Origin of the sequence: Pseudidiomarina salilacus, from assembly GCF_047323925.1 — a bacterium.
In the GTDB taxonomy this organism is placed as follows: Bacteria; Pseudomonadota; Gammaproteobacteria; order Enterobacterales; family Alteromonadaceae; genus Pseudidiomarina; species Pseudidiomarina salilacus.
The window spans coordinates 247,663-274,183 of sequence record NZ_CP178752.1 but is presented as its reverse complement, the minus strand read 5'-3'; the positions used below and the strand labels follow the sequence as shown (position 1 = coordinate 274,183).

General features: G+C 50.9%; 19 protein-coding genes. 11 read left to right on the top strand and 8 right to left on the bottom strand.

Going from position 1 to position 26,521, the window contains the following annotated elements; all coding sequences use genetic code 11:
• Window positions 1-15: 15 nt before the first annotated feature.
• Window positions 16-1,059: an alpha/beta fold hydrolase gene (locus ACJ8W9_RS10825; protein ID WP_411361071.1), complete on the top strand. Its 1,044-nt coding sequence runs from the start codon at window positions 16-18 to the stop codon at window positions 1,057-1,059.
• On the opposite strand, the gene ACJ8W9_RS10820 is transcribed toward ACJ8W9_RS10825, so the two are convergent.
• Entirely contained in the window at window positions 995-1,918 is a 924-nt protein-coding gene (locus ACJ8W9_RS10820; RefSeq protein WP_411361070.1) for a cation diffusion facilitator family transporter, read from the bottom strand. The genes ACJ8W9_RS10825 and ACJ8W9_RS10820 overlap by 65 nt on opposite strands.
• 58 nt (window positions 1,919-1,976) lie before the next feature.
• Here ACJ8W9_RS10820 and ACJ8W9_RS10815 point away from each other — a divergent pair, with 58 nt between their 5' ends.
• On the top strand, window positions 1,977-2,441 hold the full coding sequence (locus ACJ8W9_RS10815; protein ID WP_411361069.1) for a tRNA (cytidine(34)-2'-O)-methyltransferase: 465 nt from the start codon (window positions 1,977-1,979) through the stop codon (window positions 2,439-2,441).
• Here ACJ8W9_RS10815 and ACJ8W9_RS10810 read toward each other — a convergent pair.
• The gene (locus tag ACJ8W9_RS10810) at window positions 2,395-3,687 is read right to left on the bottom strand and encodes a winged helix-turn-helix domain-containing protein (RefSeq protein ID WP_411359427.1); all 1,293 of its coding nucleotides are present in this window, start codon (window positions 3,685-3,687) and stop codon (window positions 2,395-2,397) included. The genes ACJ8W9_RS10815 and ACJ8W9_RS10810 overlap by 47 nt on opposite strands.
• A gap of 119 nt (window positions 3,688-3,806) precedes the next feature.
• Between ACJ8W9_RS10810 and ACJ8W9_RS10805 the strand changes: the two genes are divergently transcribed.
• Window positions 3,807-5,273, top strand: coding sequence for a S41 family peptidase (locus ACJ8W9_RS10805; RefSeq protein WP_411359428.1), 1,467 nt, complete (start codon window positions 3,807-3,809; stop codon window positions 5,271-5,273).
• Here ACJ8W9_RS10805 and ACJ8W9_RS10800 read toward each other — a convergent pair.
• On the bottom strand, window positions 5,251-6,717 hold the full coding sequence (locus tag ACJ8W9_RS10800; RefSeq protein ID WP_411361068.1) for a hypothetical protein: 1,467 nt from the start codon (window positions 6,715-6,717) through the stop codon (window positions 5,251-5,253). The two genes, ACJ8W9_RS10805 and ACJ8W9_RS10800, sit on opposite strands and share 23 nt — an antisense overlap.
• A gap of 122 nt (window positions 6,718-6,839) precedes the next feature.
• Between ACJ8W9_RS10800 and ACJ8W9_RS10795 the strand changes: the two genes are divergently transcribed.
• Window positions 6,840-8,501, top strand: coding sequence for a cyanophycinase (locus ACJ8W9_RS10795; RefSeq protein ID WP_411361067.1), 1,662 nt, complete (start codon window positions 6,840-6,842; stop codon window positions 8,499-8,501).
• Between the two features lie 18 nt (window positions 8,502-8,519).
• Here ACJ8W9_RS10795 and pyrE read toward each other — a convergent pair whose 3' ends face one another.
• The 5 genes from pyrE to ACJ8W9_RS10770 form a co-directional block, all read right to left on the bottom strand.
• Window positions 8,520-9,164 carry an orotate phosphoribosyltransferase gene (gene pyrE / locus ACJ8W9_RS10790; protein ID WP_411361066.1) on the bottom strand — a complete coding sequence of 215 codons (645 nt, stop codon included), beginning with the start codon at window positions 9,162-9,164 and terminating at the stop codon, window positions 8,520-8,522.
• Window positions 9,165-9,251: 87 nt separating this feature from the next.
• The gene (gene rph, locus ACJ8W9_RS10785) at window positions 9,252-9,965 is read right to left on the bottom strand and encodes a ribonuclease PH (RefSeq protein ID WP_034730541.1); all 714 of its coding nucleotides are present in this window, start codon (window positions 9,963-9,965) and stop codon (window positions 9,252-9,254) included.
• Between the two features lie 93 nt (window positions 9,966-10,058).
• Window positions 10,059-11,225, bottom strand: coding sequence for a beta-aspartyl-peptidase (gene iadA / locus ACJ8W9_RS10780; RefSeq protein ID WP_411359432.1), 1,167 nt, complete (start codon window positions 11,223-11,225; stop codon window positions 10,059-10,061).
• Window positions 11,225-12,652 carry a putative basic amino acid antiporter YfcC gene (gene yfcC / locus ACJ8W9_RS10775; RefSeq protein ID WP_411361065.1) on the bottom strand — a complete coding sequence of 476 codons (1,428 nt, stop codon included), beginning with the start codon at window positions 12,650-12,652 and terminating at the stop codon, window positions 11,225-11,227. Before yfcC ends, iadA begins: the two co-directional genes overlap by 1 nt.
• Window positions 12,653-12,670: 18 nt before the next feature.
• Window positions 12,671-15,445: a TonB-dependent receptor domain-containing protein gene (locus ACJ8W9_RS10770; RefSeq protein ID WP_411361064.1), complete on the bottom strand. Its 2,775-nt coding sequence runs from the start codon at window positions 15,443-15,445 to the stop codon at window positions 12,671-12,673.
• A gap of 325 nt (window positions 15,446-15,770) precedes the next feature.
• Between ACJ8W9_RS10770 and ACJ8W9_RS10765 the strand changes: the two genes are divergently transcribed.
• The 7 genes from ACJ8W9_RS10765 to ACJ8W9_RS10735 all read left to right on the top strand — a co-directional run bounded on the left by ACJ8W9_RS10765 (window position 15,771) and on the right by ACJ8W9_RS10735 (window position 26,515).
• A complete protein-coding gene (locus ACJ8W9_RS10765) occupies window positions 15,771-17,432 on the top strand; it encodes a cyanophycinase (RefSeq protein ID WP_411361063.1) in 1,662 nt (553 codons plus the stop codon).
• Window positions 17,433-17,474: 42 nt separating this feature from the next.
• Complete coding sequence (locus tag ACJ8W9_RS10760) at window positions 17,475-18,338, top strand: YicC/YloC family endoribonuclease (protein ID WP_411361062.1); 864 nt, start codon at window positions 17,475-17,477, stop codon at window positions 18,336-18,338.
• A 229-nt stretch (window positions 18,339-18,567) separates the two neighbouring features.
• Entirely contained in the window at window positions 18,568-20,118 is a 1,551-nt protein-coding gene (locus ACJ8W9_RS10755; RefSeq protein ID WP_411361061.1) for a type I restriction-modification system subunit M, read from the top strand.
• The gene (locus tag ACJ8W9_RS10750; protein WP_411361060.1) at window positions 20,115-21,308 is read left to right on the top strand and encodes a restriction endonuclease subunit S; all 1,194 of its coding nucleotides are present in this window, start codon (window positions 20,115-20,117) and stop codon (window positions 21,306-21,308) included. The genes ACJ8W9_RS10755 and ACJ8W9_RS10750 overlap by 4 nt, the downstream gene beginning before the upstream one ends.
• Window positions 21,309-21,464: 156 nt before the next feature.
• Entirely contained in the window at window positions 21,465-22,463 is a 999-nt protein-coding gene (gene rhuM / locus ACJ8W9_RS10745; protein ID WP_411361059.1) for a RhuM family protein, read from the top strand.
• 88 nt (window positions 22,464-22,551) lie between these two features.
• Complete coding sequence (locus ACJ8W9_RS10740; RefSeq protein ID WP_411361058.1) at window positions 22,552-25,650, top strand: type I restriction endonuclease subunit R; 3,099 nt, start codon at window positions 22,552-22,554, stop codon at window positions 25,648-25,650.
• A gap of 97 nt (window positions 25,651-25,747) precedes the next feature.
• The gene (locus tag ACJ8W9_RS10735) at window positions 25,748-26,515 is read left to right on the top strand and encodes a hypothetical protein (RefSeq protein WP_411361057.1); all 768 of its coding nucleotides are present in this window, start codon (window positions 25,748-25,750) and stop codon (window positions 26,513-26,515) included.
• Window positions 26,516-26,521: the final 6 nt, after the last annotated feature.

The window sequence follows — 26,521 nt, the reverse complement described above, 5'->3', positions numbered from 1 at the left end:
CGGTGAGGCAAAACGATGACAGGGCAAGTGGACGATAAGCCAGCAGATGATCAGAAGTGCGAATGGCACGCATTCTACAACGACACGATTCTGCCGTTTTGGCGTGAGCATGCTCAGCAATTTACTATTCAGCGACCGAAACAAGTTCAGCTCAATTATTATTTGCTACAGCCGGAAAACGCCAAAGCCATCGTACTGATCAGCCCCGGCCGCATTGAGGCAGCGATCAAGTATCCCGAGCTCGCGTGGGAACTGTGTCAGCAAGGCTACGCAGTGGCGGTCCTCGACCATCGCGGCCAAGGTTTTTCGCAGCGTCTGACGCCGAATCCGCATCAGGGCCATGTTCATCATTTCAGTGATTTCGTTGATGATTTTGCCGCGTTTGTTCGCGACGTTGAAAAGCAGACGCAGTCGGAGCAAGGCCAAGCACTCAATCAATATTTGCTAGCGCATTCCATGGGGGGTGCGATAGCCGCTTTGTATCTCGCGCGTTACCCCCACCAAGTGAAAGCAGCGGTGTTATGTTCGCCGATGTTCGGCATTCAAACTAGTTTTATTCCGCACAGTGTTGCCGTCGGCATCACTACGCTTGGCGCGACCCTGAACCAATGGCTGATGCCGAGCAAGCCTTGGTATTTTATCGGGATGAGTGACTACGTTGAGGTGCCGTTTAGCGAAAATCAGCTAAGCCACAGCCAAGCGCGCTACTCGAGCTTCCGCGAACAGTACAAATTACATCCTGAAGTGCAACTCGGTGGCCCGACTTTCCGTTGGCTATCGCAAGCCTTAAGAGCTGCGCGACAAGCCATCAATGAAGCGGCGGACATTCACATTCCGGTGCTGGTGGTGCAAGGGGGTGCCGATGAAGTGGTGGAAGGCAAAGCGCAACGCGAGTTTGTTTGTGCGCTCTCACATCCATTCAGCCAGCTCATGGTGGTCGAAGGCGGCCGCCATGAACTCTTGATTGAAAGCGATGAATATCGCCAGCCCGTAATCAATCGCTTGTTGCGTTGGTTTGCTCAGGGCGGGGAACCGCGGACAATGGATCCATGTGAATAATCACATCGGTATCGGGGAACAGCGCGCGTAATTTCTGCTCGGCACCATCGGCAATATCATGGGCTTTGCGCAGCGATAGTTCGTCTTCTAATTCGACATGACATTGAATAAAGCGTGTGGGGCCCGATGCACGGGTGCGTAAGTCATGCCAGCCGTGAATTCCCGGTGTCTCGACCAGCACCTCAACGATTTTCTCTTTGTCGGCTAATGGCAGTTCTCGGTCCATCAGCCCTTGAAATGCCTCCCAGCCAATCCGAATCGCACCCCAGGCGAGGTAAATCGCAATCAAGATGGCGAACGCACTGTCGGCCCACCACCAACCGTAAGCACTGAGTAACAACGCAACAATAACCGCGCTATTGAGCAGCAAATCTGATTGAAAATGCAGATGGTCGGCAGCGATCGCTTTGGAGTCCGTATGACGAATCGCCACGCGTTGCAGCATGACCAAGGCGAGCGTCATGGCGATCGCAAATACTGAAACATAAATCCCCAGCGTCGGCTGTGACACGCTGCCACCTTGCCAGAGTTGCTGACCACTGTGCACCAGTAGCAAGAGTGCCGAGCCGGTAATTAACGCGGATTGCACCAACGCCGCCAAGGATTCCGCTTTGCCATGCCCGAAGCGGTGCTCACGATCGGCCGGTTGTAACGCATAGCGCACCGAGAAAAAGGTAAATAACGAAGCCAAACTATCGAGCATGGAGTCGGTGGCCGAGGCGAGCATACTCGATGCATCGGTCACCAACCAGGCCCACAGTTTCACCACAATCAAGGTCAGTGCTACGGAAACCGACGCGCGCGTCGCGATCTTCACCCAGTAACCATAGTTTTGTTGGGCAGTGCCGTTTTGCCTCATGCAAATCGCTCCATAAACCGATAAAATCCCGCTATTGACCTTAAACTGAGTCCTTGAGATGTTCCATATAGCACTTTACCACCCCGTGATGGCAGCGAACACCGGCAATATCATTCGCCTGTGCGCCAACAATGGCTGCACCTTACACCTGATCGAACCGCTTGGCTTCGATCTCGAAGAGAAAAAGTTGCGCCGTGCTGGGCTCGACTATCACGACTTGAGTAACGTCTACCGCTACCCAGACTTTACCGCGTTTAAGACGGCAATGGGCGAGCGCACGATTTACGCCATTACCACCAAAGGTACGCAGCGCTACACCGAGGTGCAATACCAAGCTGACGATGTGTTACTGTTCGGCTCTGAAACTAGCGGCCTCGACCCAGATGTCATGGCACAAATTGCCCCCGAACGACGCCTTCGCGTGCCGATGCAGCCCAACAATCGTTCGCTGAATCTCTCTAACACGGTGGCGATTCTTAGTTATCACGCCTGGTTTCAGCACGACTTTGCAGGCGGCGCTTGAGCACTGTCGCGCAATCATCTGACTGTTTCAGGCGGCGCTGTAAGTCGCTGCACAAGCGCAAACCACCCGCTTTATCTCCAGTTGTTTGTAGCACCGCAGCAAGGCCTATGGTAGCCGCTGGGTCGAGCGGCGCAAAACTTAACACAGTGCGATACCAAGTTTCGGCGTTGGCATCGTCGTGCCGTAGCCAATAGCGGTCAGCGATAAGTACGCCCAACTGCGCGTACCATGGCCGAATTTGTACGGGGTCTTCGTTGTAACTCAGGGTCATTGCTGCAAACGCTTGTTCCAAAGCGGCTAAAGCCGCAGCGTCTTGTTGTTGGGCGGTGTAAAGGTCCGCCAAATTGATCCACACCGGCCAAGCGTTAGGATCGTGAGCAATTGCGCGCTCATAAAGTTCAATCGCGGCCTGCCATTCGCCTTGCGCCGAGCGCACAAAGCCCAAAGCTTTAAGCGCGATCGCACTGTTGGGCTGTAACGCCACAGCGCGTTCAGCCAATACCGCCGCGCGGCGCACGTTGGCTTGTGCTGCGGGCGTGCTCAGTGCGCCGTTTTGATATTGGTCGGTAATCGATACGGGCTCACCGCCAACGCGCGGTTCCGACCAGCGAAAGGCTTTTTGCACGAGCGCATTGGCAAGCCCTGCATACGCTTCGGCGGCTACGGGGTCCAACTCAAGCTTTTGCTCATAGAGCGCAATGGCCATTTCGTTGTCGGCGAGCCGCATTTGGTGATAATAGTCGTTCGCGCGCTGTAATAAGTCGTCGTTCGCTGCTACCGAGGGCGGTTCCGCAGGGAATAGATAGATCAGGGCAACGACTGCAAGGAACAGACCTGCCAGCCAAATGAGCGGCTGCCGTTTATCTTGGCGCGGGGCTGATCTTGCTAGCGCAGTAACCGGCTGCACCGTTGCACATAAGCGGTAGCCACGTTTAGGAAGTGTTTCAATATAGCGTGGTTGTTTCGGGTCATCGCCTAAACTTGTTCGCAATCGCGACACCGTGCGCGCGATGGTATCATCGCTGGCATAGCTGTCGGGCCACACTGCATCGATCAGCATTTGCTTACTCACGACTTGGCCAGCGTGTGTCGCTAAAACCGTGAGGACCTGACAAGATTTAGGCTCGAGGCGAATCGCAGAAGGGTCTGGTACGGCGGATGTGGTGCTGAACGGCACCGCCAAACCACTGGCAAAATCGATCTGCCAGTCGCCAATTTGTAGCTTTTCTGATTCAATACTATTCATTAATTCAGATACTTAAATAGTTGTCAGGTTTTTGTCCGATAAATCACTTAAGCTTGTCAGGACGTTTGGCTCACGGTTGCTTACGCTGCATGCGACTTTTTCAACCGAGGAACACTTTTATGTTATCGCACATCGTATTTGCCGCTGTTCTTGCGAGCAGTAGTTCGAACCCGACAGTGCTGCCTGCGGAGCAACTGCAAGCGGATTTCCAACAACTGTATCAACAATTACAGCAAGGCAGTTATAACCTTTTTGCACTGACCCCCAAAGCCGAGTACGACCAACATTACGCAGACTTTCAACAGCGCCTACAACAGCCACTGACGCCACTCGAAGCGCGCAAAGTCTTCATGCAGTTTACTGCATTCGCCGACATTGTTCATACGCGGATTGATTTTCCTGTTGCCGCTTACCGAAGCTTTTTAGAAAATGGCGGCAAGACGTTACCATTTGATGTTGCCATTGCTGAGCACGGGGTTACGGTTACCGATACCTTTGGCAGCGACAACCCATTGCAGTTGGGCGATGAAGTTGTGCAGGTCAATGGCGTACCGGTACGCACTTGGCTGGCACAGTTGCAGAGCTTTATGGGCGCCGAGAACCAGCAACTACTCGATGGTATGACCGCAACCAGTCTTGCGCCTTTGGCGTGGCTCTACGAAGGCGAGCAAGACAGCTACACGCTCACGGTCAAATCTGTCGATAATGCAGAGCTGCGCATCGTCACCCTTGCGACACTCGACTACGATGCACAAGCTGGCGCGAGCGCTACAGCCACGCAAGCCGCGCAAGCGTCGACCCCGCCAGTTGCACCACGCGACTATCGTATTGTGCAAGGCGATGTCGGCTATTTGAAGCCCGGACCGTTTTACAATATTTATGCTGAAAATGTTGACCAGACTTGGGACATCACTGAGTTCCATGGCTTTATTGATGAAGCTTTTAACGCTTTTATCGCCGCAGATGTGGCGCAAGTCGTGATTGATGTACGTGATAATCCCGGCGGTACGAACAGCTTTAGTGATCACATGATCGCGTGGTTTGCCGACCAACCGTTTAAATTCGCCTCGGATTTTCGCGTTAAGGTGTCAGCGGTCTCGCGTGCCGCCAATGACCGTCGTTTGGCGGCGGAAGGGAATATCGGCGAGGCGACGCAACAGTTGGCGGAATTTTACGCCACACATGCCGATGGCGAGGTGATTTCCTTTCCACTGACCACCATCAATCCGCACCCAGATGGGCAGAACATCGCCCATCGTGACATCGATGTTTATGTGCTTATCGACCGCTATTCCTACAGCAATGCCGTGTCAGTTGCGGCGATTGCCCAAGACTACGGTTTTGCCACGATAATCGGTGAGGCAACGGCCGACTTAGCAACGACCTATGCTGCGATGGAACAGTTTACCCTCGACCATTCGGGTATCAATGTGGGCTATGCCAAAGCTCACATTATTCGACCGAGCGGGGATCTCCGCCCAGCGGGCGTAGTGCCCGACATTGCCCTACCGTTCATGGGCGAGTTAGATAACGAACAAGAATTACAACGCGTTGTTGCGGCCATTAAGGCGTTGCCGCCGCAGTAGCTTGCGGCGGTAGATTCAAATACAAAAAGCTGCGCTGTAAGGTGTCATCCGAGAAGTAGTCGCGGATGGCGCCTGATTCCACCAGTTTACGGAATTCGCGGTCAAACCAATCGCGCAAGCGATAGCCGTGCGGCGTTTTCGGGAACGCGACGTGCAGTGGTAGTGCATCGCGCAGCTTGTGCGCGACATACGGCGCTTCGGACCACTCGGGGACGCTGGTTTCGTAGCTGATGACGGCACCCATGCGGCCCATATCAAGCATCGCAAAACAGTCGAGTAAGCTGTCGGCGACATAATAGTTCAGCGTGTTGGGCAACAACTGCTCGTCTTGATAGCCGACCACTTGGCAGACCGGTTGCAACAAGGTTCCCTCCAACACTTTGCGCATGCTGTCTTGGTCGTTGGTGTAAACATAGAGTGGACTATCAAAATCGATGTGGTTACGCGACAAAATCGCATTGTTTGGCAATTGCTTTGCCTGCGCACCAATGAGTGCATCGAAGCGATTATCATCAAGCCCCCGATAAGCACGACCAAAACTGTTGAGTTCGACGTCGAGCTCGGTTGCCACAGGTGCAAAAATATCGCGAATCAGCTGCAAATAAGCCTGATTGACATCACCTTGCGCATAGTTCGGGCGCACGCCTGAGGCGATGCGGATTTCGCCAAGGCTGGGCTCGGTGTTAAAGCCTTGCGAGGTCAGTAAACGCGCGTCATTGGCTTCGATCAGCTCGAGAATGCGACCACTGGTGAGCATCTTGCTTAACTGGGCTTCAACCAATGGAATCAAATGCGCATATTTTTTGTGCAGATAATGGTAGCCAGTGAAACGTGCGTAAGGCACAAACACGGTGTAAGGATTGTTGTTGGCGTCCAGTAGCTCGGCTTCAAGATCGTTGAGAACTAACGCATCAACGCGGTCGTTGTCGTACATAAGTTCGAGTTGCGCGAAACTAGCGACCTGTAAGTTGGGCTTGTTCAGTGGCAACTGCTCTAACAGCGCTTCAACCGAGCGCGTGCCAGCGATGTAACCAAAACTTTCAATCGACTCGAAGCTGCAAATGCCGCAGTTGCGACGGTCGGCGACCAGCATGACCTCAGAATCATAAAGTGGAAATTCGACCCGCATCAGGTTTTCATATTCTTCGGCCAGCATCGGCACCCGACCCAGTTCGCCCGCAATGCGACCTTTATTCGCCTCGGTGAGACTGCGATTGCGGGGCATATCTTCAAAGCGCAAAGTGATACCCAGCTCGGCATAGACTTCGGTAAAGAGTTGCACGACAAAATTGGCCACGGGCGAGGGTTCTGCAGTACGAAACACCAATTCTTTGGGTTGCTCTATGTTGGATTCAGCCGCATCTTGCTCATGGGCCAGCGCGCGGGCACCGAGGCTGGCAGCAACAGACAGAACTAAAATGATGAGCAGATAAATTCGATGCAACTTCTTTGCCCTATTGGAAGTCTACTGACAGGAGTCTTTCGTGTTAGCCAGTATAGCACCTCGGTTTATGATGAAAAGGTGCTACACTGTCGCGCACAGCATTTGAATGTAAGGAGTGGTAAATGCGCACCTCAATTTTGGCCAGCGCGCTGGCAGCAGCAGCGCTGATCGCCAGCCCTAGCAGCCAAGCCCAAGACGACCAGTTCGGACTCGTGGTTCTCGGTGATGCGCTTGAAGTTTGTTCAAGCATGGCATGGCAACGTTGTAATGACACCGATTGGATTGACCGCGATACCATGCGCACCGATCGCTACGTCAACTTTACTGAGCAATACGTCAACCCGCTGTTGAGCGATGATAACTGGGCGCCGCACCGGCGTGAAGTGCGCGACGATTTGCGTGAAGCGCTTGATTTGTTGCACCAGCGAGTGAACCAAGATGTCATTTCCGAGCGCGTGTTTTTGGAAGAATTTACCCGCCGCGCAACGCGCTATTTATACGACATGTTGTCGGAGCGCGAATGGAACATGATCATCGACCACATGGAAATGCGTGTTGCTGATGAACGTAGTTTTGCAGTGAATCTCGCGGCGACCAAAGATGGTGTAGAAGTTAATTTGTTAGAGCAAATCGTGTCGCAAGCAGCCACTGTCAGCGGCGATGAAACACCTCACGTGGTGGTGGTTACCGCTGCGCAACGTGACAGCCTCGATTTGGTCAATTATTACCTACAAGCTTTTGCTGGCGCGGGTGCTGATGCTTCGTGGTTACCGTTAGATGCGGCGGTCTTGGCCGCCCGTGCCGATGATAACTGTGCGGAATTAGACGATTATCGTGCCAGCGAAATGGGGGCTTACCGTCGCGCTGCGGTGCACGGTGAACTGGCCGCGAAACAACAAGCATTTTGTGAAGATGGCGATGCCATTACCATGCTCGAAAATGCCGATGCGGTGTATTTTGCCGACGGCGATACAGACTTGCTGCGTGCCTTAGTTGTGACCCCGATGAATGAGCCGAACGCCTTAGCCATGGCTATCGCCCAACGTGTTGCGGAGAATGAATTGGTAGTTGCAGCCGCTGGTATGGCGGCCAACGTGTTAACCGCAAAAGCGGTGGTAACTGGTGGTGCCAGTCGTGCAGCCTTGAGCGAAGGCGTATTCGCAAGTCGCGCGCCGGGTTTGGGTTGTCACAAAGAGGATGCTTGTCCGCGTGATTTGAGCGAACTTAGCACTACTTATCACCCGATGGGCGGTATGGGATTGTTCCGTTGGGGCACGCTCGACACGCGCATGGGTGAGCAGGGCAACCATGGCCGTTTACTGCGCGTGCAAGCCACCAACCGTGTGCCGTTTGCCGTGGGTATCGATGCGCAAACTGGTATGTTAGTTGATTTGCGCTCAGGTAATTTCCAAGTGATTGGTGAGCGTGGCGCCTTCTTTGCCGTCGGCGCACAACAGAATGAGCGCGCGGTAGCTGCGACCTATCATTACTTGATGGCTGGCGCGAGCGGCACCTTTGGTGGTAATGACATCAGTAACGTCAGCTTTGCCGAAGATGCCGAAGTGGTGCAGCTGGAACCCACCACCAACTTCCTCGAAAACCGTGGCTTGTATGATGCTCAGCGACTGTTATGCCGCGAGCGTGAAAGTGTTGAAGTGAAGCAGAACGAATTTGTGATGAACTTGCTTGGTGGCGAAGGCGTGACCAGCAAAAAAGCTGGCGCTGAGTGTCAGTTGCTGAATGCGCGCATTGGTTTGCAATACGCGCCGTCACAAAGCTTTTAAGTAGCTGGCATTACGGCGTCAGATGACGCCGTATTTTGCGCGGTACGCCGTTACAGCCTCAAGGTGCTCAGCCAACTCGGGACTATCTTTTAAGTATTCAATCACATCGTTGAGTTTGACGATGCTAATTACCTGCGTACCAAAGTCTTTTTCCACTTCTTGGATTGCGCTGAGCTCACCCTGACCTTTTTCTTGGCGGTCGAGGGCAATCAAGACGCCCGCCAGCTCGGCATTGTTGGCTTGCACAATTTCCATCGATTCCCGAATCGCTGTGCCAGCAGTAATGACATCGTCAACCAACATGACCTTACCTTGCAGCGCTGAGCCGACTAAATTGCCGCCTTCGCCGTGGTCTTTTTTCTCTTTGCGGTTGAAGCAGTACGGCACGTCTTTTTGATAAGTGTCGTACAGCGCAATGGCCGCGGCAGTGGCAATCGGAATGCCTTTGTACGCTGGACCAAAGAGCACATCGTAGCTCACCGCGCTGTCTTGCAAAGCGGCGGCATAGAAGCGGCCGAGCTTGGCTAAATCAGCACCATGATTGAACAAACCAGCATTGAAGAAATACGGGCTGGTGCGGCCTGATTTTAAGGTGAATTCGCCGAATTTAAGCACGCCTCGGCTGATGGCAAAGCTAATGAAATCTTGTTGATACTGTTTCATGAAGACACCGTTATTCGTGATTCGTGATTCGCAATTTGTAGCCCGTACTTCTAGTACGGGTCCAAATCACCACATCACCTATGTTGCTTATGCTAACGCTTGTTTTTGTAAATCCATGAGCTCCCGGATGGCATGGCGCGCGAGACCAAGCATCTCGTTCATCTCTTCGAACGAGAAAGGCTCACCTTCAGCGGTGCCCTGTACCTCGATCAGCTTGCCGGCTTCCGTCATGACCACGTTCATGTCGGTTTCCGCTTTTGAATCTTCTGGATAATCAAGGTCAGCAACCGGGTGGCCGTTGTACATGCCGACCGAAATCGCTGCCACCAAACCCTTCAATGGATTGGTTTTCACCAAGCCTTCTTTGCGCATCCAGTTCAGCGCATCGACTAACGCCACACAAGCACCGGTAATCGAAGCAGTGCGCGTACCGCCATCGGCTTGCAACACGTCACAGTCGATAGTGATGGTGTTCTCGCCCAGCGCCGCTAAATCAACGCAAGCGCGCAACGAACGACCAATCAAACGTTGAATCTCAACCGTGCGTCCACCTTGTTTGCCACGTGCTGCTTCACGATCCATGCGGGTGTGTGTTGAGCGTGGCAGCATGCCGTATTCCGCAGTGACCCAGCCTTGGCCTTTGCCCTTTAAGAAGCGCGGCACATTGCGATCGACACTCGCCGTACACAGCACCTTAGTGTCACCGAACTCAATCAACACTGAACCTTCAGCGTGGCGCGTGTAGTTACGGGTAATGGTCACCGGACGAATCTGTTGGGCAGTACGACCACTTGGACGCATGGGCTGGCTCCTGTTTGTGCTTACTTGTGCTTAAGAATGGTCGCCGATTATAGCAAAACCTGAGCGCAAAAACTTGCTTCCGTTAGCGAGCGATTAAAAATGGCTGTGGACGATGCATTCGCCGTCTTGCACCAACTGGCGGCCGCGGGCCCAAACGTGGCGAATGGCAAAATCGTGGCTGGTGAGCACGAGATCGGCATCAGCACCGACGCTAATCTTGCCTTTTTGGCCGAGGCCGAGAGTTCGCGCGGCGTTGCCACTGATGGCGCGCAGCACCGATGGTAGTGGCACGCCGAGCGCAAGCGCCTCTTGTGCGGCTTCGTGTAAGCTGGCGATACGACCTACTTGCAGCCCAACTAAACGCCCTGAAGCATCAAATTCCGGTAGACTCGCATGACCGTCCGAACTGAAACTCAGTTGGGTATCGGCAACACCGGCAGCCAGCGCCTCGCGTAAACTCTCGGCCGCACTAATTTCGCCTAAGGCGAGCAACTCCGGATTGGTCGAGGTAGTGAAGTCGATGGTCATGCCCTGTTGCGCCAGCCGAATGCCATGTTCAAGCAAGGCGCGGGAGCGGTTGATGTGGGTTGGATAAAATTGGCGTAAGCGGACGTCATGCTGCGCCACGGCTTGCTCAATCAGACCGAGTTGATCGGCACCATCACCCACATGCACAAAAGTGATGCCGCTTTTGCCGGCAAGCATGCCGCCGACGTGAGCATCAGCCGCAAGTTTCGCGAGTTCAGTGGCGGTGGGTTGTGAAGAGCGGTGATCGGCGATCGCCACTTCGCCAACGCCAATAAACTTGTCGATCAGGATAATATCGTCCCGCACTGAGCCAGTAATAGTACGTGCTGGGAGTTCGTACGAACCGGTGTAACAATAGCTGCTAAGTCCTTCGGTTTCGAGCGCGCAGGCTTTCGCTAACATATCAGTCAGGGTGCGGGTGGTGGCATCGGTGCCGAGTGCTGAGATCACCGTTGTCACGCCAGCGATACTTGCGTCTTGCAGACGCATGGCGGGCGTACGGGTGTGGAAGCCACCCTCGCCACCACCACCGTTGATGTGCACCAGCGGGTCGACAAAGCCTGGCACCAACAGCAACCCTTCGGCATCAATGACCGTGAGCGGTAACGCGGTACCGTGCAGCTCAAGGTCGGCACCGATTGCGGCAATTTTACCACCAGCCAGCAACACGTTGACGCGCCCTAAGGGTTCAGGACAGTACACTTCAGCATTTTTGATCAGCGTTAAGCTCATTAATTAAATCCTATCCAAACTGCAATTAACATGGCGAGAACTGATAACAGTAACAGCCCTAGTTGAAAACGCCAGATAGTGCGCACCCAATCGCCCCAATCGAGTTTCACCGCACCTAGACAACCAATCAGCGAGGCGGAAGTGGGAATGATGATATTGGTCAAGCCGTCCCCCAATTGGAACGCCAAAACCGCGACTTGCCGCGTGACGCCGACGAGATCGGCTAATGGTGCCATCAACGGCATGGTCAGTGCCGCTTGTCCAGAACCTGAGGCGATAAAGAAGTTAAATACCGACTGAAACACCAACATTAACACCGCAGATACTGCAGTAGAAAAGTCGCCAATGAAGCCCGAGGCATGATGCAAGATAGTATTGAGTACCGACGGTGCGGTAGGGTCGTCGCCGCCTAGTAACAGCACTAAACCTTTGGCAAAACCAACGATGAGGGCGGCTGGCAGTAAGTCTTTGGCGCCCTCTTTAAAAGCATCGGCTAAGTCGTTGGCGGTCAAACGACGACCGATCAAGGCGATAATCCCGCAGACCAGCCCCATGACCAAGAACTGGGTCGCAATTTCGGGAATGTAGTAAGCCCGTGTGGTCACGCCCCAAATCACCCAAACTAAGCCTGCAACAAAGGCACAGAGAATGGCCGAATCAACGCCGTTGTATGGATTGGCTAAAGCGCCATCGGCGGCCCGCTGAGGTTGCTCAGCAGGAACCCGAATTCGTTTAGCGTAGCGCAAGGTGAAGAACAGACCAAAGCCGGTGAACACCACCCACAACAGGCCACGGTAGCCAGCACCAGACAACAGAGGTACATCGGCAATACCCTGGGCAATAGCAACACTGAATGGATTCATCCAGGACGTCGCAAAACCAATTTGCGTGGCAACATAGGTGATCAAAACTGTGGTGACGGCGTCATAGCCTAAAGTGCGTAGCACCGGTAGTAGCACCAAACAAAAGGCGATGGCTTCTTCGCCCATGCCAAAAATGGCACCGCCCAACGAAAACAGCAGAAACATCAACACGAGGAACACTTGGTCGAGTTTTTGCGTACGTTGGATGAGCGCAAGAATGCCATTTTCGATAGCTTTGGTGCGTAGGATCATGCCGAATGAGCCGCCGACCAACAAAATAAAGGCGATAACACCGACCGCTGAACCCCATTTGCTGCCGGCGACCAGCCCCTCAAAGGGTGCGTTAGCCAAGCCCATCTCGCCACCTTCGGCAAACAGCGGACGTGCAAAGCCGTCACTGCGATACTCGAAGCTATCGGCAATGACCACTTCACGCTCACCGACTTTTTCGGTGGTAAAGCTCCCAGCGGGAACCCACCAAGCGACTAAGCCAGCAATTAGCGTAATAAAAAATAAAATGACCAGCGCGTCAGGCATTCTGACGCGCGGTTGTACTTGACTCATTGTCGTAATTCCAATGGCTTAGAAACGATAGGTTGCACTAACACGGAAGTAACGACCCATCGTATCGTGATTGTAATGGTCGACATTTGCACCGGTGCCATAGGCAGTTGGTGCCTCACGATCGAAAAGGTTTTCAATTACCAAGCGTAAGGTTAAATCACGATTCACTTCGTAACCAAGGTTCGCGTTCACTTTAGTCCAGCTCGGGATTTCACGACCTGCACGAATGCCTAACCGTTCGAGTTCGTCGCTGTTGAGACCTTCGATGTTGTCTTTATAGCCCGAAGTGTACTGCGCAGAAAGCCCACCGAACCAAGCATCGCCGCTCCAACTTAAACGCGATGACAGTAAAGTGTCGGGATAACGCCAATCACCGGCCAGTCTTTCTACTTCGGACTCCACTGATTTTTGTCGATCAAAGTTCAACACGTGTGTTGCATCGAAGGTCCAGCGCAGTGAGCCGGCATCGGCAAGGTCGAAATAATGTGTATAGGTGATGTCGAAGCCATCAGTCTCTTGAATACCAAGGTTTTGTAGCTGCAAATGCACATCACCCGCCAGACGACTGGTGATCACGCCCACGCCGTTTTCGCATTCTTCAAAGCCGATACCTTCGGTAATAGTGGCTGGTAACTCACCACAGAAGCGCAAACTTGGGTCGTTGATACTGCGGCGCAACAGGAATTCACCGTCAATACCGACAATATTGTCGTGTTCGAAATTCCAGTAGTCGAACGTCAGTGTCGCATCGTCACTGTAGCTCCACGCGAAACCGGCGTTGTACGAGGTTGAGGTTTCGGCCTCGAGGTCATCGTTACCGAAGATTTTACTTAAGAAGGTGTTTTCGACATCGCCTTCAAAACAGTAATTACCGATAAACTCTGACTTACAATCGAGCGCGAAGGAACTCAAGGTTACTTCGGCACCTACTTGTGAAAGCGATGGTGCACGGAATGATTCGGCCCACGAGGCGCGGAAAATCAGCGCATCGGTTGCCGTGTAACGTACGGTCGCCTTGGGATTGAAGTCACCACCGAAGTCGTCGTAATGGTCATAGCGACCCGCGAGCTGTAAGTCGACATCCGGCAATAGTGGAATAAAGAATTCACTGTAAAGCGCCCATTGGTCGCGCTCTGCTTCGGCACCGGTTGAGCCAAAACCAATCACACCTGGGTCATAGTTATTTTCGAAAGTACCGCGGGCAATTGGATCTGGACGGTCGGTGATCTCTTCGCGCCGGAACTCGGCGCCAAAGGCTGCTGAAACCATGCCGTGCGTGACTTCGAACAGTTCACCAGACATCTTATAGTCGAAGCCCAGTAGCGTGGATTCGCCGTTACGTGGCACTTGTTCTTCAATCAATGCCAACACGTCATCGTTGCCAGTTTGGCCGCCGAATGGGTTGTACCACAAGCCACCCTCATCAGGACTACAGTTGGTGCTACCGTCGGCACAGAGTTCGCCCAATAGCGCGGCTTCAAATTGTGCTTCATTGATAATGCCTGCTTCGCCACGCTGTTCCGATTTGCTTTGTGAGTAGCTGATGGCGGCTTCCCAGTCCCACATGCCAAAGTAGCCATTCAAGCCTGAAACCACCCGGAAAGCATCGGTGGTATTACTGAGCGTGCGCCCTTCTGGGAAGCGGCCCCACAGTGACAAGGTTGAGTCAGGCGCAAAGCCTAGATCGGCATAGAGTGCGTCGTAACGCGCCTTGAGTTCGTCAGGAAAATCTGGGTGATCGTACGCGACGGCATAGCCGCTAAACGGCGCGGCGGTGGAGTTACTGGTCGACTTGGTTTGCGACACCATCACCTCGGTGAACCAGTTCATGGTACCGACCGGGACATTGAGATTTACGCCCGCACCCACTTGTTCGAGTCCGGCATAGGTTGGCAAATAGGCGTTTTGATTGTACTCGCAGTACTCACCGAACGAGCTCGTCGGGAAGCCTTCGCGACCGTCGTAGCGCAGCGGGTCTGGACAACTCGCTTCAACGTAGTCAATGTCGTCAAAAAACGGTGTGTTAAAGCTTGGGTAAATGCCTTGTTGGCTGGGGAAGAAGCTGTAAGCGGTTTGTTCACGGTCGCGATCGTACAGGGCGTTGCGCTTGTAGTAGTCAAGGTAGCCCGTCAAGTTGGCACCGTTGCTGAAGTTCTTGCCGGCAACGATGTTTAAATTGATCTTATCGTCACTCGAAGATGCCTCGGAATTACCGTAGCCGAGATTGATTTCGGCACCTTCGTAATCTTTCTTCAGAATGTAATTGATAACCCCAGCAATGGCATCCGCACCATAGGTCGCTGATGCGCCATTGGCGAGAATCTCGACGCGTTCAATAGCCGCGAGTGGAATGCTGTTGATATCGACAAAATTCTCAAAGTTATTGGCGAACGAGCTCGCGCTAATGCGGCGGCCGTTGACGAGAGTGAGCGTCGATGAAGCGCCCAAGCCACGCAGACTTGCGGCCGCTTGACCGACGGGTGAGTCAGCCTGCAAGGCACCGCTACTGCTGGTGTTAAAGCTGCCGGTGCCACCGCGCGTTTGCGCAGTGTATTTGAGCAGCTCGCTTAGCGTATCGGCTGGTGTATTGGCAATCTCTTCAGCATCGATAATGGTGAGCGGCTGAGCGCCTTCAAGGTCAACGCCTTTAATTTGCGAGCCGGTGACGGAGATTTTCTCAACGTCTTCGTTCTCGGTGGTTTCGTTGGCAGCGCTGGTGTCTTGCATCGCAAGCGCTACAGGTGAAAGTGCAAAGCCCACGATTGGAGCTAACAGTAGGTTCCATTTAGACATAATGATCCCCCGGGGATGTCAAATTTTGTTGTTCTGGTTGTGCTTGACGTGCGTACAGCTAGAGGGACCTTTGCAGGAGCCTTCAACGCACTAATTATTTGAATTAAATAGAGATTCGCGAGCGAACTAGACGTTGCTCACGCTGCGGAACGCTATTCGTCCCACCATTCGGAGAGGTAAAAGCTACGGTAGTGATAGGTGTTCAAGCGAGCTGCTTTTTTTAACACTGTCGGCCTCCGTAGTTGTGGTTGGTGATGATTGCAAAAAATTTGACTGTTTAAATTTTTAGCATTAGGTTTTGCGGCTGTCAATCTAGGGGAATCACATGTTTCGGTCAATAGTTATCTTTTTCACGTTACTTCAATCGGTTAGTTACGTTTCGGCAAACGAAGCTGAAGTTGAGCACCAGTTGCTACTTGCTGGCGGTGCGCTCAAAACCTGCTCCAGCATGGCGCCGCGCAACTGTTCTGACGCTGCCTGGGTAGACGCTGAAACCATGCGTACCGGCAACCGCGTCACCCTCGATGAAAAAACCATTGAACCGCTGTTTAGCGATGATTTATGGCCCGTGATGCGTTCGAGTGTTCGCGACAAAGTCAAGAAAATTATCAACACAATTCGCGACGATAGCAGCAAGTTATCAATGTCGAGTTCGGCGTTTGCCGATGCCTTTCGCGCCGCCGATGAAGAACTTTACCGCGAATTATCAGATGCCGAGTGGTACCGCATTATCGACCATTTACAAGTACCGGTGACGCTGCCTGAGCAGGTTAATTTTGCAGCGACCGAGAATGCCTACAGCCGTGCTATTTATCAGCGCTTTGTGGCGATGGCCGCAGCAGCCGCCAAGGAACGAGGCGCGACGTCTCGCGGTCCGCGGATTCTCATTAGTACTGCATCGTCTCGCGATCCGTTCGATGCGGTCGACTTTTATCTCGCCGTATTTCGCCAAGCCGGTGCTGCGGTCGATGTCGAAGTGCGTTGGTTACCGCTCGACGCCGCAATTCGCTCAGCGCAGACCGCTGACCAGTGCAAGCGCCTGGAAAGCTATCGTGCTGAAGTGTTAGGGAGCCATCAACGCGCACGGGTCTATCCCGCGAAACATCGGGAGCAGCTGGCGTTTTGCCAAGACTCTGAAGCTGCCCGCGAATTACTCGAATGGGCCGACGGTTTGTTTTTAAATGGTGGCGACCAAAGCCTGACGGTGCAGGCGTTTCGCCAACCGAATGGTGAACCAACGTCCGAACTCGAATTGATTCAGCAGCGCTTAGCCGCGAGCACTTTGGTGCTAGGCGGCACCAGTGCTGGAACGGCAGTACAGTCGCCGCAGCCGATGATCAGCAACGGCAGTAGTCGCGCCGCGCTCCTTGATGGTGCCGTTGCTGCGCCTGCGCCACAAGTCGGCTGCGAGCGCGACGGCACCTGCTTGCGTGGGGTCAGTTCCGACAGCTTGACCTATGATGCCCTCGGTGGCTTGGCAACTTTTGCCGCAGGCATTTTAGATACGCATTTTTCGGAGCGCGGCCGACAAGCACGATTGATGCGCTTGGCAGCTGACACCAAAACACCTTTTGCGGTAGGCGTCGACGAAACGACCGCACTGGCCGTAAATGTTCGTAACGGGGCATTCGAAGTTGTGGGCGAGCGCGGTGTTTTCTTCATCGAAGGAGCCACCGCAGCTGACACTGCCGTTGCCGCCACCGTATCCTATTTGAGCTCAGGTGCGACCGGCACACTTAGCCGCAGCGGCCTCGATGAGGTGGTGTTCGCCACCGACGGACACACTGTACCAAGCGATGACAGCGCTGATTTCCTGCGTGACCGCACTGCCATTGAACTGCTGAAACGCGTGTGTAGCGGCGCCGAACAGATCCGTGAAAGCTTCGACGACGCACAACTCTTGATTCAAGTGGACGCGCAATCACGCTTCGCGCGCAGCGGCACTGAGTGCCAAGTGCACAACGTGCAGATGGGCTTTGTATATTGATAGTGCTAAACTGCGTGCAGTTGAGCTTTTAAGGATTTTCACATGATTCAAAGTATGACCGGTTACGCACGCCTCGAACACAAAGCTGAGTGGGGCACCATTACGTGGGAGCTGCGTTCGGTAAACCAGCGCTTTTTGGAAACCTTCTTCCGTATGCCGGAGCAGTTTCGTGGCATGGAGAACATGCTGCGCGAAAAGCTGCGCAAGCAATTGCAGCGCGGCAAAGTCGAATCGAATCTGCGGGTGAGCTTCAACGAGCAAACCGAAGGCGGTTTGCAGCTGAATGAAGAGCTGGCGAAAAGCGTGATCTCAAGCGCCAATTGGATTGCCAACCAAAGCGCTTCCGCGCAGCTGAACCCGTTAGATGTGCTGCGCTGGCCAGGTGTGGTCGCGCAAGACGAAGCCGACATGGACGCCATCCAAAATGACGTCGCAGCTGCGTTTGATGCCGCCGTTGCTGAGTTTGTCAGCAACCGCCAAAGCGAAGGTAAAGCACTCGAGCGTTTGATTGAAGAACGTCTCGAAGGCGTTTCCGATCAAGTTTCAATCGTACGCAAACGCATGCCAGAAGTACTTGAATGGCAACGTGAGCGCTTACTCACACGTTTGGCCGAAGCGCGCGTCGAACTCGACCCACAGCGCTTAGAATCAGAAATGGTCATGCTGGCGCAAAAAACCGACGTCGCCGAAGAACTCGACCGCCTCGACACCCACGTCGTCGAAACCCGCAAAATCCTGCGCAAAGGCGGAGCCTGCGGCCGCCGCCTCGACTTTATGATGCAAGAATTCAACCGCGAAGCGAACACCCTCGGCTCGAAGTCGATTAACACCGACATTACGAATGCGGCTGTGGAGTTGAAGGTGCTGATTGAGCAAATGCGGGAGCAAATTCAAAATATCGAATGATGTTCCAAGTCGAAGCACATCGGTAAACATGTCCTCACGTAGCCCGCACTTCTAGTGCGGGTCTAGCTAGCAATAAACACCTATCTCTTGCCTAAGACATCGCCCCAATAACTCAGGTTCCTAAGTCTGAAAATTGAATTTTCGTGTGACAGCCCTTGCCGCAAGATTGTGGTATCTTTTAAAGCATATTAATAACACGCTCAAAATGGATTAAGGCAGGGATATAAAAATGACAAGTACCCAACAGCGCGCCGCGCTTCAGCGCCAAATTTGGCAGATTGCCAACGACGTTCGTGGCTCAGTAGACGGCTGGGATTTTAAGCAGTATGTACTCGGTACCTTGTTCTATCGCTTTATCAGCGAAAACTTCGCTAGCTACATTGAAGCCGGTGACGAAAGCATTAACTATGCATCGCTTGATGACTCAGTGATTACTGACGACATTAAAGACGATGCCATAAAAACCAAAGGCTATTTCATTTACCCAAGTCAGTTATTTGCGAACGTGGCCAAAACCGCGAACAATAACGAGAGCTTGAACACCGACCTTGCCCGCATCTTTGGTGAAATTGAAAATTCAGCCAACGGCTATGCATCGGAAGACGACATTAAAGGCCTGTTCGCAGACTTCGACACCACCAGCAACCGATTGGGTAATACCGTAAAAGACAAAAACCTACGTTTAGCGGCGGTATTAAAGGGCGTAGCCGGGTTAGACTTCGGTAACTTCGAAGACAACCAAATCGACCTTTTCGGCGACGCTTATGAGTTTCTTATTTCAAACTATGCAGCGAATGCCGGGAAATCAGGTGGCGAGTTTTTCACGCCGCAACATGTATCAAAGCTTATTGCGTTACTGGCCATTCATGGGCAAACCAGCATCAATAAAATCTATGACCCGGCAGCTGGTTCGGGTTCTCTGCTGATGCAGGCGAGAAAGCATCTAAACCTTCATAATATTGAAGATGGTTATTTCGGACAGGAGATTAACCACACCACTTACAACCTTGCGCGTATGAACATGTTCCTACACAACATCAACTACGACAAGTTCAATATCCAGTTAGGAAACACGCTCACTAATCCACACTTTTTGGACGACAAGCCGTTTGATGCCATTGTTTCTAACCCACCCTACTCGGTGAAGTGGATTGGTAGCGATGACCCCACCCTGATTAACGACGAGCGTTTTGCCCCAGCAGGCGTACTTGCGCCTAAATCAAAAGCTGACTTCGCCTTCGTGCTGCACGCACTCAGTTATCTTTCAAGCAAAGGCCGTGCAGCCATAGTTTGTTTCCCCGGTATTTTCTATCGCGGTGGTACCGAGCAGAAAATCCGTAAGTACTTAGTGGATAACAACTACGTTGAAACCGTGATTTCATTAGCGCCAAACTTGTTCTTTGGCACTACGATTGCCGTAAATATTTTGGTGCTCTCCAAGCATAAGCAAGACACCACCACGCAGTTTATTGACGCAAGTAACTTGTTCAAGAAAGAAACCAATAACAACGTACTGACCGATGAGCACATCGAGCAGATTATGAAGGCGTTCGAAAGCAAAGAGGATGTTGAGCACTTTGCCAAGTCGGTACCATTTGAGAAGGTTTCTGGAAGTGAGTACAACCTTTCTGTCAGCAGCTATGTCGAAGCCAAAGACAATCGCGAAGTTATCGACATTACAGAGCTCAACGCTGAGCTGAAAACCACCGTTGCCAAGATTGACCAGTTGCGTGCGGATATTGATGCGATTGTGGCGGATATTGAAGGGACTCAGGCATGAAAGCAATAAGCTATCTGGAGAAGCTACTTGGTGATATTGACGTCGCTTGGAAGACACTAGGTGATATTCAGTTTTTTGAAATAGCCAATAGTGGGAGGAAACCGGTCAAAGCGTCTCTACGCGCGCCTGGTTCGATCCCTTACTATGGCGCTAACAACATTCAAGACTATGTTGAGGGTCATACTCATGACGGTGAATTCGTCTTGATTGCCGAAGATGGCTCAGCAAGTCTTGAGAACTACTCGGTTCAGCATGTTACTGGAAAATTTTGGGCTAACAATCACGTCCATGTTGTCCGAGGTAAATCAGGGGTGAATACACGTTTTTTATATCACTTTCTTTGTACTGTTAACTTCATCCCGTTTTTATCTGGTGGAGGACGAGCTAAGCTGACCAAAGGTAAATTGGTCGATATAACAATCCCAGTCCCATGCCCTGAAAACCCAGAAAAGTCGCTGCAAATCCAAGCGGAAATCGTCCGAATTTTAGACGCATTTACCTCCCTTACCGCCGAGCTTACCGCCGAGCTTACCGCGCGCAAAAAACAATACAACTACTACCGCGATAAATTGCTCAGCTTTGAAGATGGCGAGGTGGAGTGGAAGTCTTTGGGTGAAGTGGCGAATGTTTTTGATTCTTTACATCAAACCCCTCAATATTCGGAAACTGGTTTAAGTATGGTTCGAGTCACGGATATCAAAGGTGGTTTTGTCAACTTGAACACCACATTGAAAGTTAGTGAAGATGTTTTTAACAATTTCACAAAAAAATACCGCCCACAGAAACTTGATTTGGTTATGTCTCGAGTTGGTTCTTATGGGAATGTTGGAATCATTCCCTCGGATAACTCTGTTTGTATGGGGCAAAACACAGTGGTTATCCAACCTAAAATTAATAGCAAATATCTTTTCCATATTTTGGTATCTGCGATCGGGCAGAGCTTTATAGAGAAAAACGTCGGTGGCGGAAACCAAAAAACTTTGAGTTTGAAAGCGATTAAGTCAATACCAATTCCAATTGTAAATACCGAAAAGCAGACTCGTGTTGTCGCGACACTCGACAAATTCGACGCTCTAACCAACTCTATAACCGAAGGCCTCCCCCGCGAAATCGAGTTACGGGAAAAGCAGTACGAGTACTATCGTGATTTGCTGCTAAGTTTTCCGAAACCAGATGAGCAGGTAGCTTAAAATGTGGAAAATGCTTGGGGATACCATCTTCTTAGGTGCTTTTCGCCAAGCGATAGGTAATTGTGCAAAGTTGCGTGCATACGAGTTTTCAATGTTAACTACCAAGGATTTCTGGGTAGTTCAAAGTTTAACAATAACAAGGAAAAGGAGTTCCCAATGACCAGCAATATTGAGATTTACCAAACCGATAATGGCAAGCTTGAACTGAAAGTTGAGCTTGATGATGAAACAGTATGGTTAACACAAGCTCAAATAGCTGAGCTGTTCGAAGTTAAGCCGCAAAACATCACCATGCACCTGAAAAACGTATTTGCCGACGGCGAGCTACAAGAATCGGCAACTTGTAAGGATTCCTTACAAGTTCAAATGGAAGGTGCACGAGAAGTTAAACGGAAGCGCAAGCTCTACAATCTCGATGCCATTATTTCCGTGGGTTATCGTGTGAATTCAGCGCGCGCAACGCAATTCCGGCAATGGGCCACGCGAACATTAAAGCAACACTTGATTGAAGGCTACACGCTAAACCAGCGCCGGTTGCAAGAGCGAGGTGTTGAGTTCGAACAAGCAACTGCTCTGCTCTCTCGCACACTGGCTAACCAGCAATTGGTGAGTGATGAAGGCGAGGCTGTACTTGCTGTTATTAATGACTATGCGCGCAGTTGGAGCCTGTTACAGGGTTATGATGAACAAAGCTTAATCTCACTAACGAACAAGCAAAATAACATGCTGGCGCTTGAGCTAGACGATGTACTTGTCGCGATTGCCGAACTTAAAAAGATGCTTATTGAAAAAGGTGAGGCTACTGAATTATTTGGTCAACTGCGAGGTGATGGCTTAACCTCAGCGTTGGCAACCATCGAGCAAGGTTTTGCCGATGAATTGTTTTACCCAAATGTTGCCAGCCGTGCAGCGCATCTGCTTTATTTTGTAATTAAGAATCACCCGTTTGCCGATGGTAATAAACGCACGGGGTCATTTTTGTTTTTATGGTATTTGCGAGTGAATCAGCACCTATTGGCAAAGCCTGTTGAACAACTGATAAACGACAATACGCTGGTTGCGCTGGCATTATTAGTTGCTGAAAGCTTACCCGACCAGAAAGAACTAATGATTCGTTTGGTTGAGCACTTTATATTGCTGAAATCGGATAGTTGAGGCAACTCTTTCTAATTTGGAAACAGTTCGATAACAATAAAAATAGTTGCGAAGTGAAAAGGCTGTTGCAGAAAAAGGATACAAAGGAATGACCACCTACAAACCCATAGCTGAATCGAAACACTTTATCGTTTTAGATAAGTACACCAAGCAATATGAAGTTGCTGAAAGCTACCAAAGCGAGAGTGATTTAGAGCGCGAACTGATCCAAGATTTAGCGAATCAGGGCTATGAGTATGTGCCTAGCCTGAATAACCCTATTGCCATGCTTGCCAACGTGCGCGTGCAGTTACAAGCGTTGAATAACGTTGCGTTATCAGACGGCGAGTGGGCGCGCTTTGTTGAAACCTACCTTGATAGGCCCAGCGACAGCATCACCGACAAAACTCGCAAAATTCATGACGATTACATTGAAGATTTTGTTTTTGATGATGGTCGCATTCAAAACATTTACCTGGTCGATAAAAAGAATATTGCGCGCAACAAAGTGCAGGTGATCAAACAGTTTGAACAAACGGGTTCGCACGCGAATCGTTACGACGTAACCATTCTGGTGAACGGCCTGCCACTGGTTCAAATTGAACTGAAAAAACGCGGTGTAGCCATTCGCGAAGCCTTTAACCAAGTGCACCGCTACAGCAAAGAGAGCTTCAATGCAGAAAGCTCGCTGTTTAAGTATTTGCAGCTGTTTGTCATTTCAAACGGTACCGACACGCGCTACTTTGCTAACACCGTGAAGCGTAACAAGAACACCTTCGATTTCACCATGAACTGGGCGAAATCTGACAACGGCTTGATAAAAGACCTTAAAGACTTCACTGCGACCTTCTTTCAAAAAGAAACGTTGCTCAAAGTATTACTGCACTTCTCGGTGTTTGATGTCAGCGATACCCTGCTGGTGATGCGGCCCTATCAAATTGCCGCTACTGAACGCATCTTGTGGAAGATTAAGAGCGCGTTTCAGGCAAAGCAATGGAGTTCAACCGATGCTGGCGGCTATATTTGGCACACCACCGGATCAGGGAAAACATTAACCAGCTTTAAAGCAGCACGCTTAGCGACCGAGCTTGAGTTTGTGGACAAAGTATTCTTTGTGGTGGACCGCAAAGACCTTGATTACCAAACCATGAAGGAATACCAACGCTTCTCGCCAGACAGTGTGAATGGCTCAGACAGCACCGCAGGGCTTAAGCGCAATTTGAGTTTGGATGACAACAAAATCATTGTGACCACCATTCAGAAACTGAATAACCTGATGAAAACCGAGCGTGACTTACCGGTTTATCGTCAGCAGGTGGTGTTTATTTTTGACGAATGCCACCGCAGCCAGTTTGGTGAAGCGCAGAAGAACTTACAAAAGAAATTTAAGCGCTATTATCAGTTTGGTTTCACCGGAACGCCGATATTTCCACAGAATGCATTAGGCGCTGAGACGACCGCTAGCGTGTTTGGTCGGGAACTGCATTCGTACGTGATCACTGATGCCATTCGCGATGAAAAAGTCCTGAAGTTTAAGGTGGATTACAACGACGTACGACCCCAGTTCCGTCAAATTGAGACCGAGCAGGACGAGAAAAAACTCAGTGCCGCAGAGAACAAACAAGCGTTACTACACCCAGAACGTATTCGGGAAATCACCCAATACATTTTGACTCACTTCCGCCAAAAAACGCACCGAATGAAGGCTGGCGGGCGAGGCTTTAATGCTATGTTCGCGGTCAGCAGCGTTGATGCCGCAAAAGCCTACTACGAGGCGTTTAAACGACTGCAACAAGATGCCGAGCGGCCTTTGCGTGTCGCAACCATTTTCTCGTTCGCCGCGAATGAAGAGCAAGATTCCATCGGTGAGATACCGGATGAAAGCTTTGAAGTTTCTGCCATGAATAGCAGCGGTAAGGAGTTTCTAAGCGCAGCGATTGCTGATTACAACGCTATGTTTCAATCCAACTACGGTGTGGACAGTAACGGCTTTCAAAACTATTACCGCGATCTCGCCAAGCGCGTGAAAAGCCAAGAAATTGATTTGCTAATTGTGGTGGGTATGTTCCTTACTGGGTTTGATGCGCCGACATTGAACACGCTGTTTGTGGATAAGAACCTGCGTTACCACGGACTTATTCAAGCGTATTCGCGCACCAACCGTATTTACGATGCCACCAAGACATTCGGCAATATCGTGACTTTCCGTGATTTAGAGAAAGCGACGATTGATGCCATCACTTTATTTGGTGATAAGAATACCAAGAACGTGGTGCTCGAGAAGAGCTATAAAGAGTACATGGAAGGCTTCACTGACCTCGTAACCGGGCAAGCACGGCGTGGTTTCATGGAAGTGGTTTCCGAACTTGAGCAGCGTTTTCCTAACCCTGATGAAATTGAACTCGAGAAAGACAAGAAAGACTTCGCCAAGTTATTTGGTGAGTATTTGCGTGTTGAAAACATCCTGCAAAACTACGATGAATTTGCCAGCTTAAAAGCGTTGCAGACCATTGATACGAGCGATGCGGAAGCTGTTGAAGCGTTCAAGATTGAGCATCACTTAAGCGACGACGATATTGCGACGTTACAAACCATTCGCATACCACCTGAGCGTAAAGTGCAGGATTATCGCTCGACCTATAACGATATTCGCGACTGGATACGCCGCGAGAAATCAGCCGAGGACCAAGCACAGTCAACAATCGACTGGGACGATATTGAGTTTGAAATCGACTTGCTGAAGTCGCAGGAAATTAACCTCGATTACATTCTTGAACTGATATTCGAGCAGAACAAGAAAAACAAAAGCAAAGGCGATTTAATTGAAGAAGTTCGCCGTCTGATTCGAGCAAGCCTTGGTAACCGCGCCAAAGAAAGCCTAATTGTCGACTTCATTAACCAAACCGACTTAGATGAAATGCCAGATAAAGCAGGCATTATCGATGAGTTCTTCAAGTTCGCTCAAGCCGAGCAACAGCGCGAAGCCGAAGAGCTCATTCGTTCAGAAAACCTAAATGAAGACGCGGCCAAACGCTACATCGCCGCTTCATTGCGCCGCGAATACGCCAGCGAAAACGGCACCGAACTCAACTCAACACTACCGAAGTTAAGCCCGTTGAACCCAGAATACCGAACCAAGAAGCAAACGGTGTTTCAGAAGATTTCTGCGTTTGTTGAAAAGTTTAAAGGAGTTGGTGGGCAGATTTAAGGTGTTGATACCTTATGCAGATAGGAAGTCTACGCGCTTCAATTTTAACCTCCCCATATCAAGATGTTTGGGGTCGTAACATGGAAGGTCATAAATAGTGACGATCTCAACATACAAAGAGTTCATTAGTGGTGTTAAAAGGCATCCTGAAAATTTTTATATCATTCATTACTCGTGCCAGAGTCTAAATGATGAGAATGAAGGTCTGTCCCCTCGCATTACATCAATAGCTGTGCAGCACTTGTCGACCGACCAAACGGTGAGCTTTTCAATGCATGCTGTAGCCGAAGAGTTGAGAATAGTGAGAGACGATGTCAAGGGGCGTATGGATGAAGTTGAAACGGTGCTTCTTCGAGCGTTTAATGAGTTCATAAGGGACAGGCGAGATAAGTACTGGGTTCATTGGAACATGCGGAACCTTACTTATGGCTTTGAGCATCTGCAACACCGTTACCGTGTTCTGACTGGTGCTGATTTAGCAGTCATTCCTGTAGAGCGAAGGATTAATTTGAGTGACATGCTTCGATTAAGATACGGTAGTGACTACGTACCTCATCCACAGCTTATAAACCTAATGGAATTGAATGGTGGACGGCACCGACATTTTTTAACAGGAGCCGAAGAGGTAGAGGCTTTCTCAGCCGGTGAATACATGAGGATGCACGGCTCAACTCTCTGTAAGGTTGGATTTTATCGGAAAGTCATCAATCGGCTAATATCTGGTAAGCTGAAAACTAAGTCGAACAGTATCGGTGTTTTTGTGGACCAATTACTCGAGAGTCGTATTGCGAAATTTATTGCTTTGATAGCTGCATTATTGGGTGTTTTCAGCGGTGCGACATTAATGTTGTCCCAATTGGTATGAAAATTT

Excerpts from the sequence above, each read along its gene's own strand:
- ACJ8W9_RS10825 (WP_411361071.1), top strand. The coding sequence starts at position 16 with ATGACAGGGCAAGTGGACGATAAGCCAGCAGATGATCAGAAGTGCGAA.
- ACJ8W9_RS10795 (WP_411361067.1), top strand. The coding sequence starts at position 6,840 with ATGCGCACCTCAATTTTGGCCAGCGCGCTGGCAGCAGCAGCGCTGATC.
- ACJ8W9_RS10770 (WP_411361064.1), bottom strand. The coding sequence starts at position 15,445 with ATGTCTAAATGGAACCTACTGTTAGCTCCAATCGTGGGCTTTGCACTT.
- rph (WP_034730541.1), bottom strand. The coding sequence starts at position 9,965 with ATGCGTCCAAGTGGTCGTACTGCCCAACAGATTCGTCCGGTGACCATT.
- ACJ8W9_RS10815 (WP_411361069.1), top strand. The coding sequence starts at position 1,977 with ATGTTCCATATAGCACTTTACCACCCCGTGATGGCAGCGAACACCGGC.
- ACJ8W9_RS10755 (WP_411361061.1), top strand. The coding sequence starts at position 18,568 with ATGACAAGTACCCAACAGCGCGCCGCGCTTCAGCGCCAAATTTGGCAG.
- pyrE (WP_411361066.1), bottom strand. The coding sequence starts at position 9,164 with ATGAAACAGTATCAACAAGATTTCATTAGCTTTGCCATCAGCCGAGGC.
- yfcC (WP_411361065.1), bottom strand. The coding sequence starts at position 12,652 with ATGAGTCAAGTACAACCGCGCGTCAGAATGCCTGACGCGCTGGTCATT.
- ACJ8W9_RS10760 (WP_411361062.1), top strand. The coding sequence starts at position 17,475 with ATGATTCAAAGTATGACCGGTTACGCACGCCTCGAACACAAAGCTGAG.
- iadA (WP_411359432.1), bottom strand. The coding sequence starts at position 11,225 with ATGAGCTTAACGCTGATCAAAAATGCTGAAGTGTACTGTCCTGAACCC.
- ACJ8W9_RS10740 (WP_411361058.1), top strand. The coding sequence starts at position 22,552 with ATGACCACCTACAAACCCATAGCTGAATCGAAACACTTTATCGTTTTA.
- ACJ8W9_RS10765 (WP_411361063.1), top strand. The coding sequence starts at position 15,771 with ATGTTTCGGTCAATAGTTATCTTTTTCACGTTACTTCAATCGGTTAGT.
- ACJ8W9_RS10820 (WP_411361070.1), bottom strand. The coding sequence starts at position 1,918 with ATGAGGCAAAACGGCACTGCCCAACAAAACTATGGTTACTGGGTGAAG.
- ACJ8W9_RS10805 (WP_411359428.1), top strand. The coding sequence starts at position 3,807 with ATGTTATCGCACATCGTATTTGCCGCTGTTCTTGCGAGCAGTAGTTCG.
- ACJ8W9_RS10810 (WP_411359427.1), bottom strand. The coding sequence starts at position 3,687 with ATGAATAGTATTGAATCAGAAAAGCTACAAATTGGCGACTGGCAGATC.
- ACJ8W9_RS10750 (WP_411361060.1), top strand. The coding sequence starts at position 20,115 with ATGAAAGCAATAAGCTATCTGGAGAAGCTACTTGGTGATATTGACGTC.
- rhuM (WP_411361059.1), top strand. The coding sequence starts at position 21,465 with ATGACCAGCAATATTGAGATTTACCAAACCGATAATGGCAAGCTTGAA.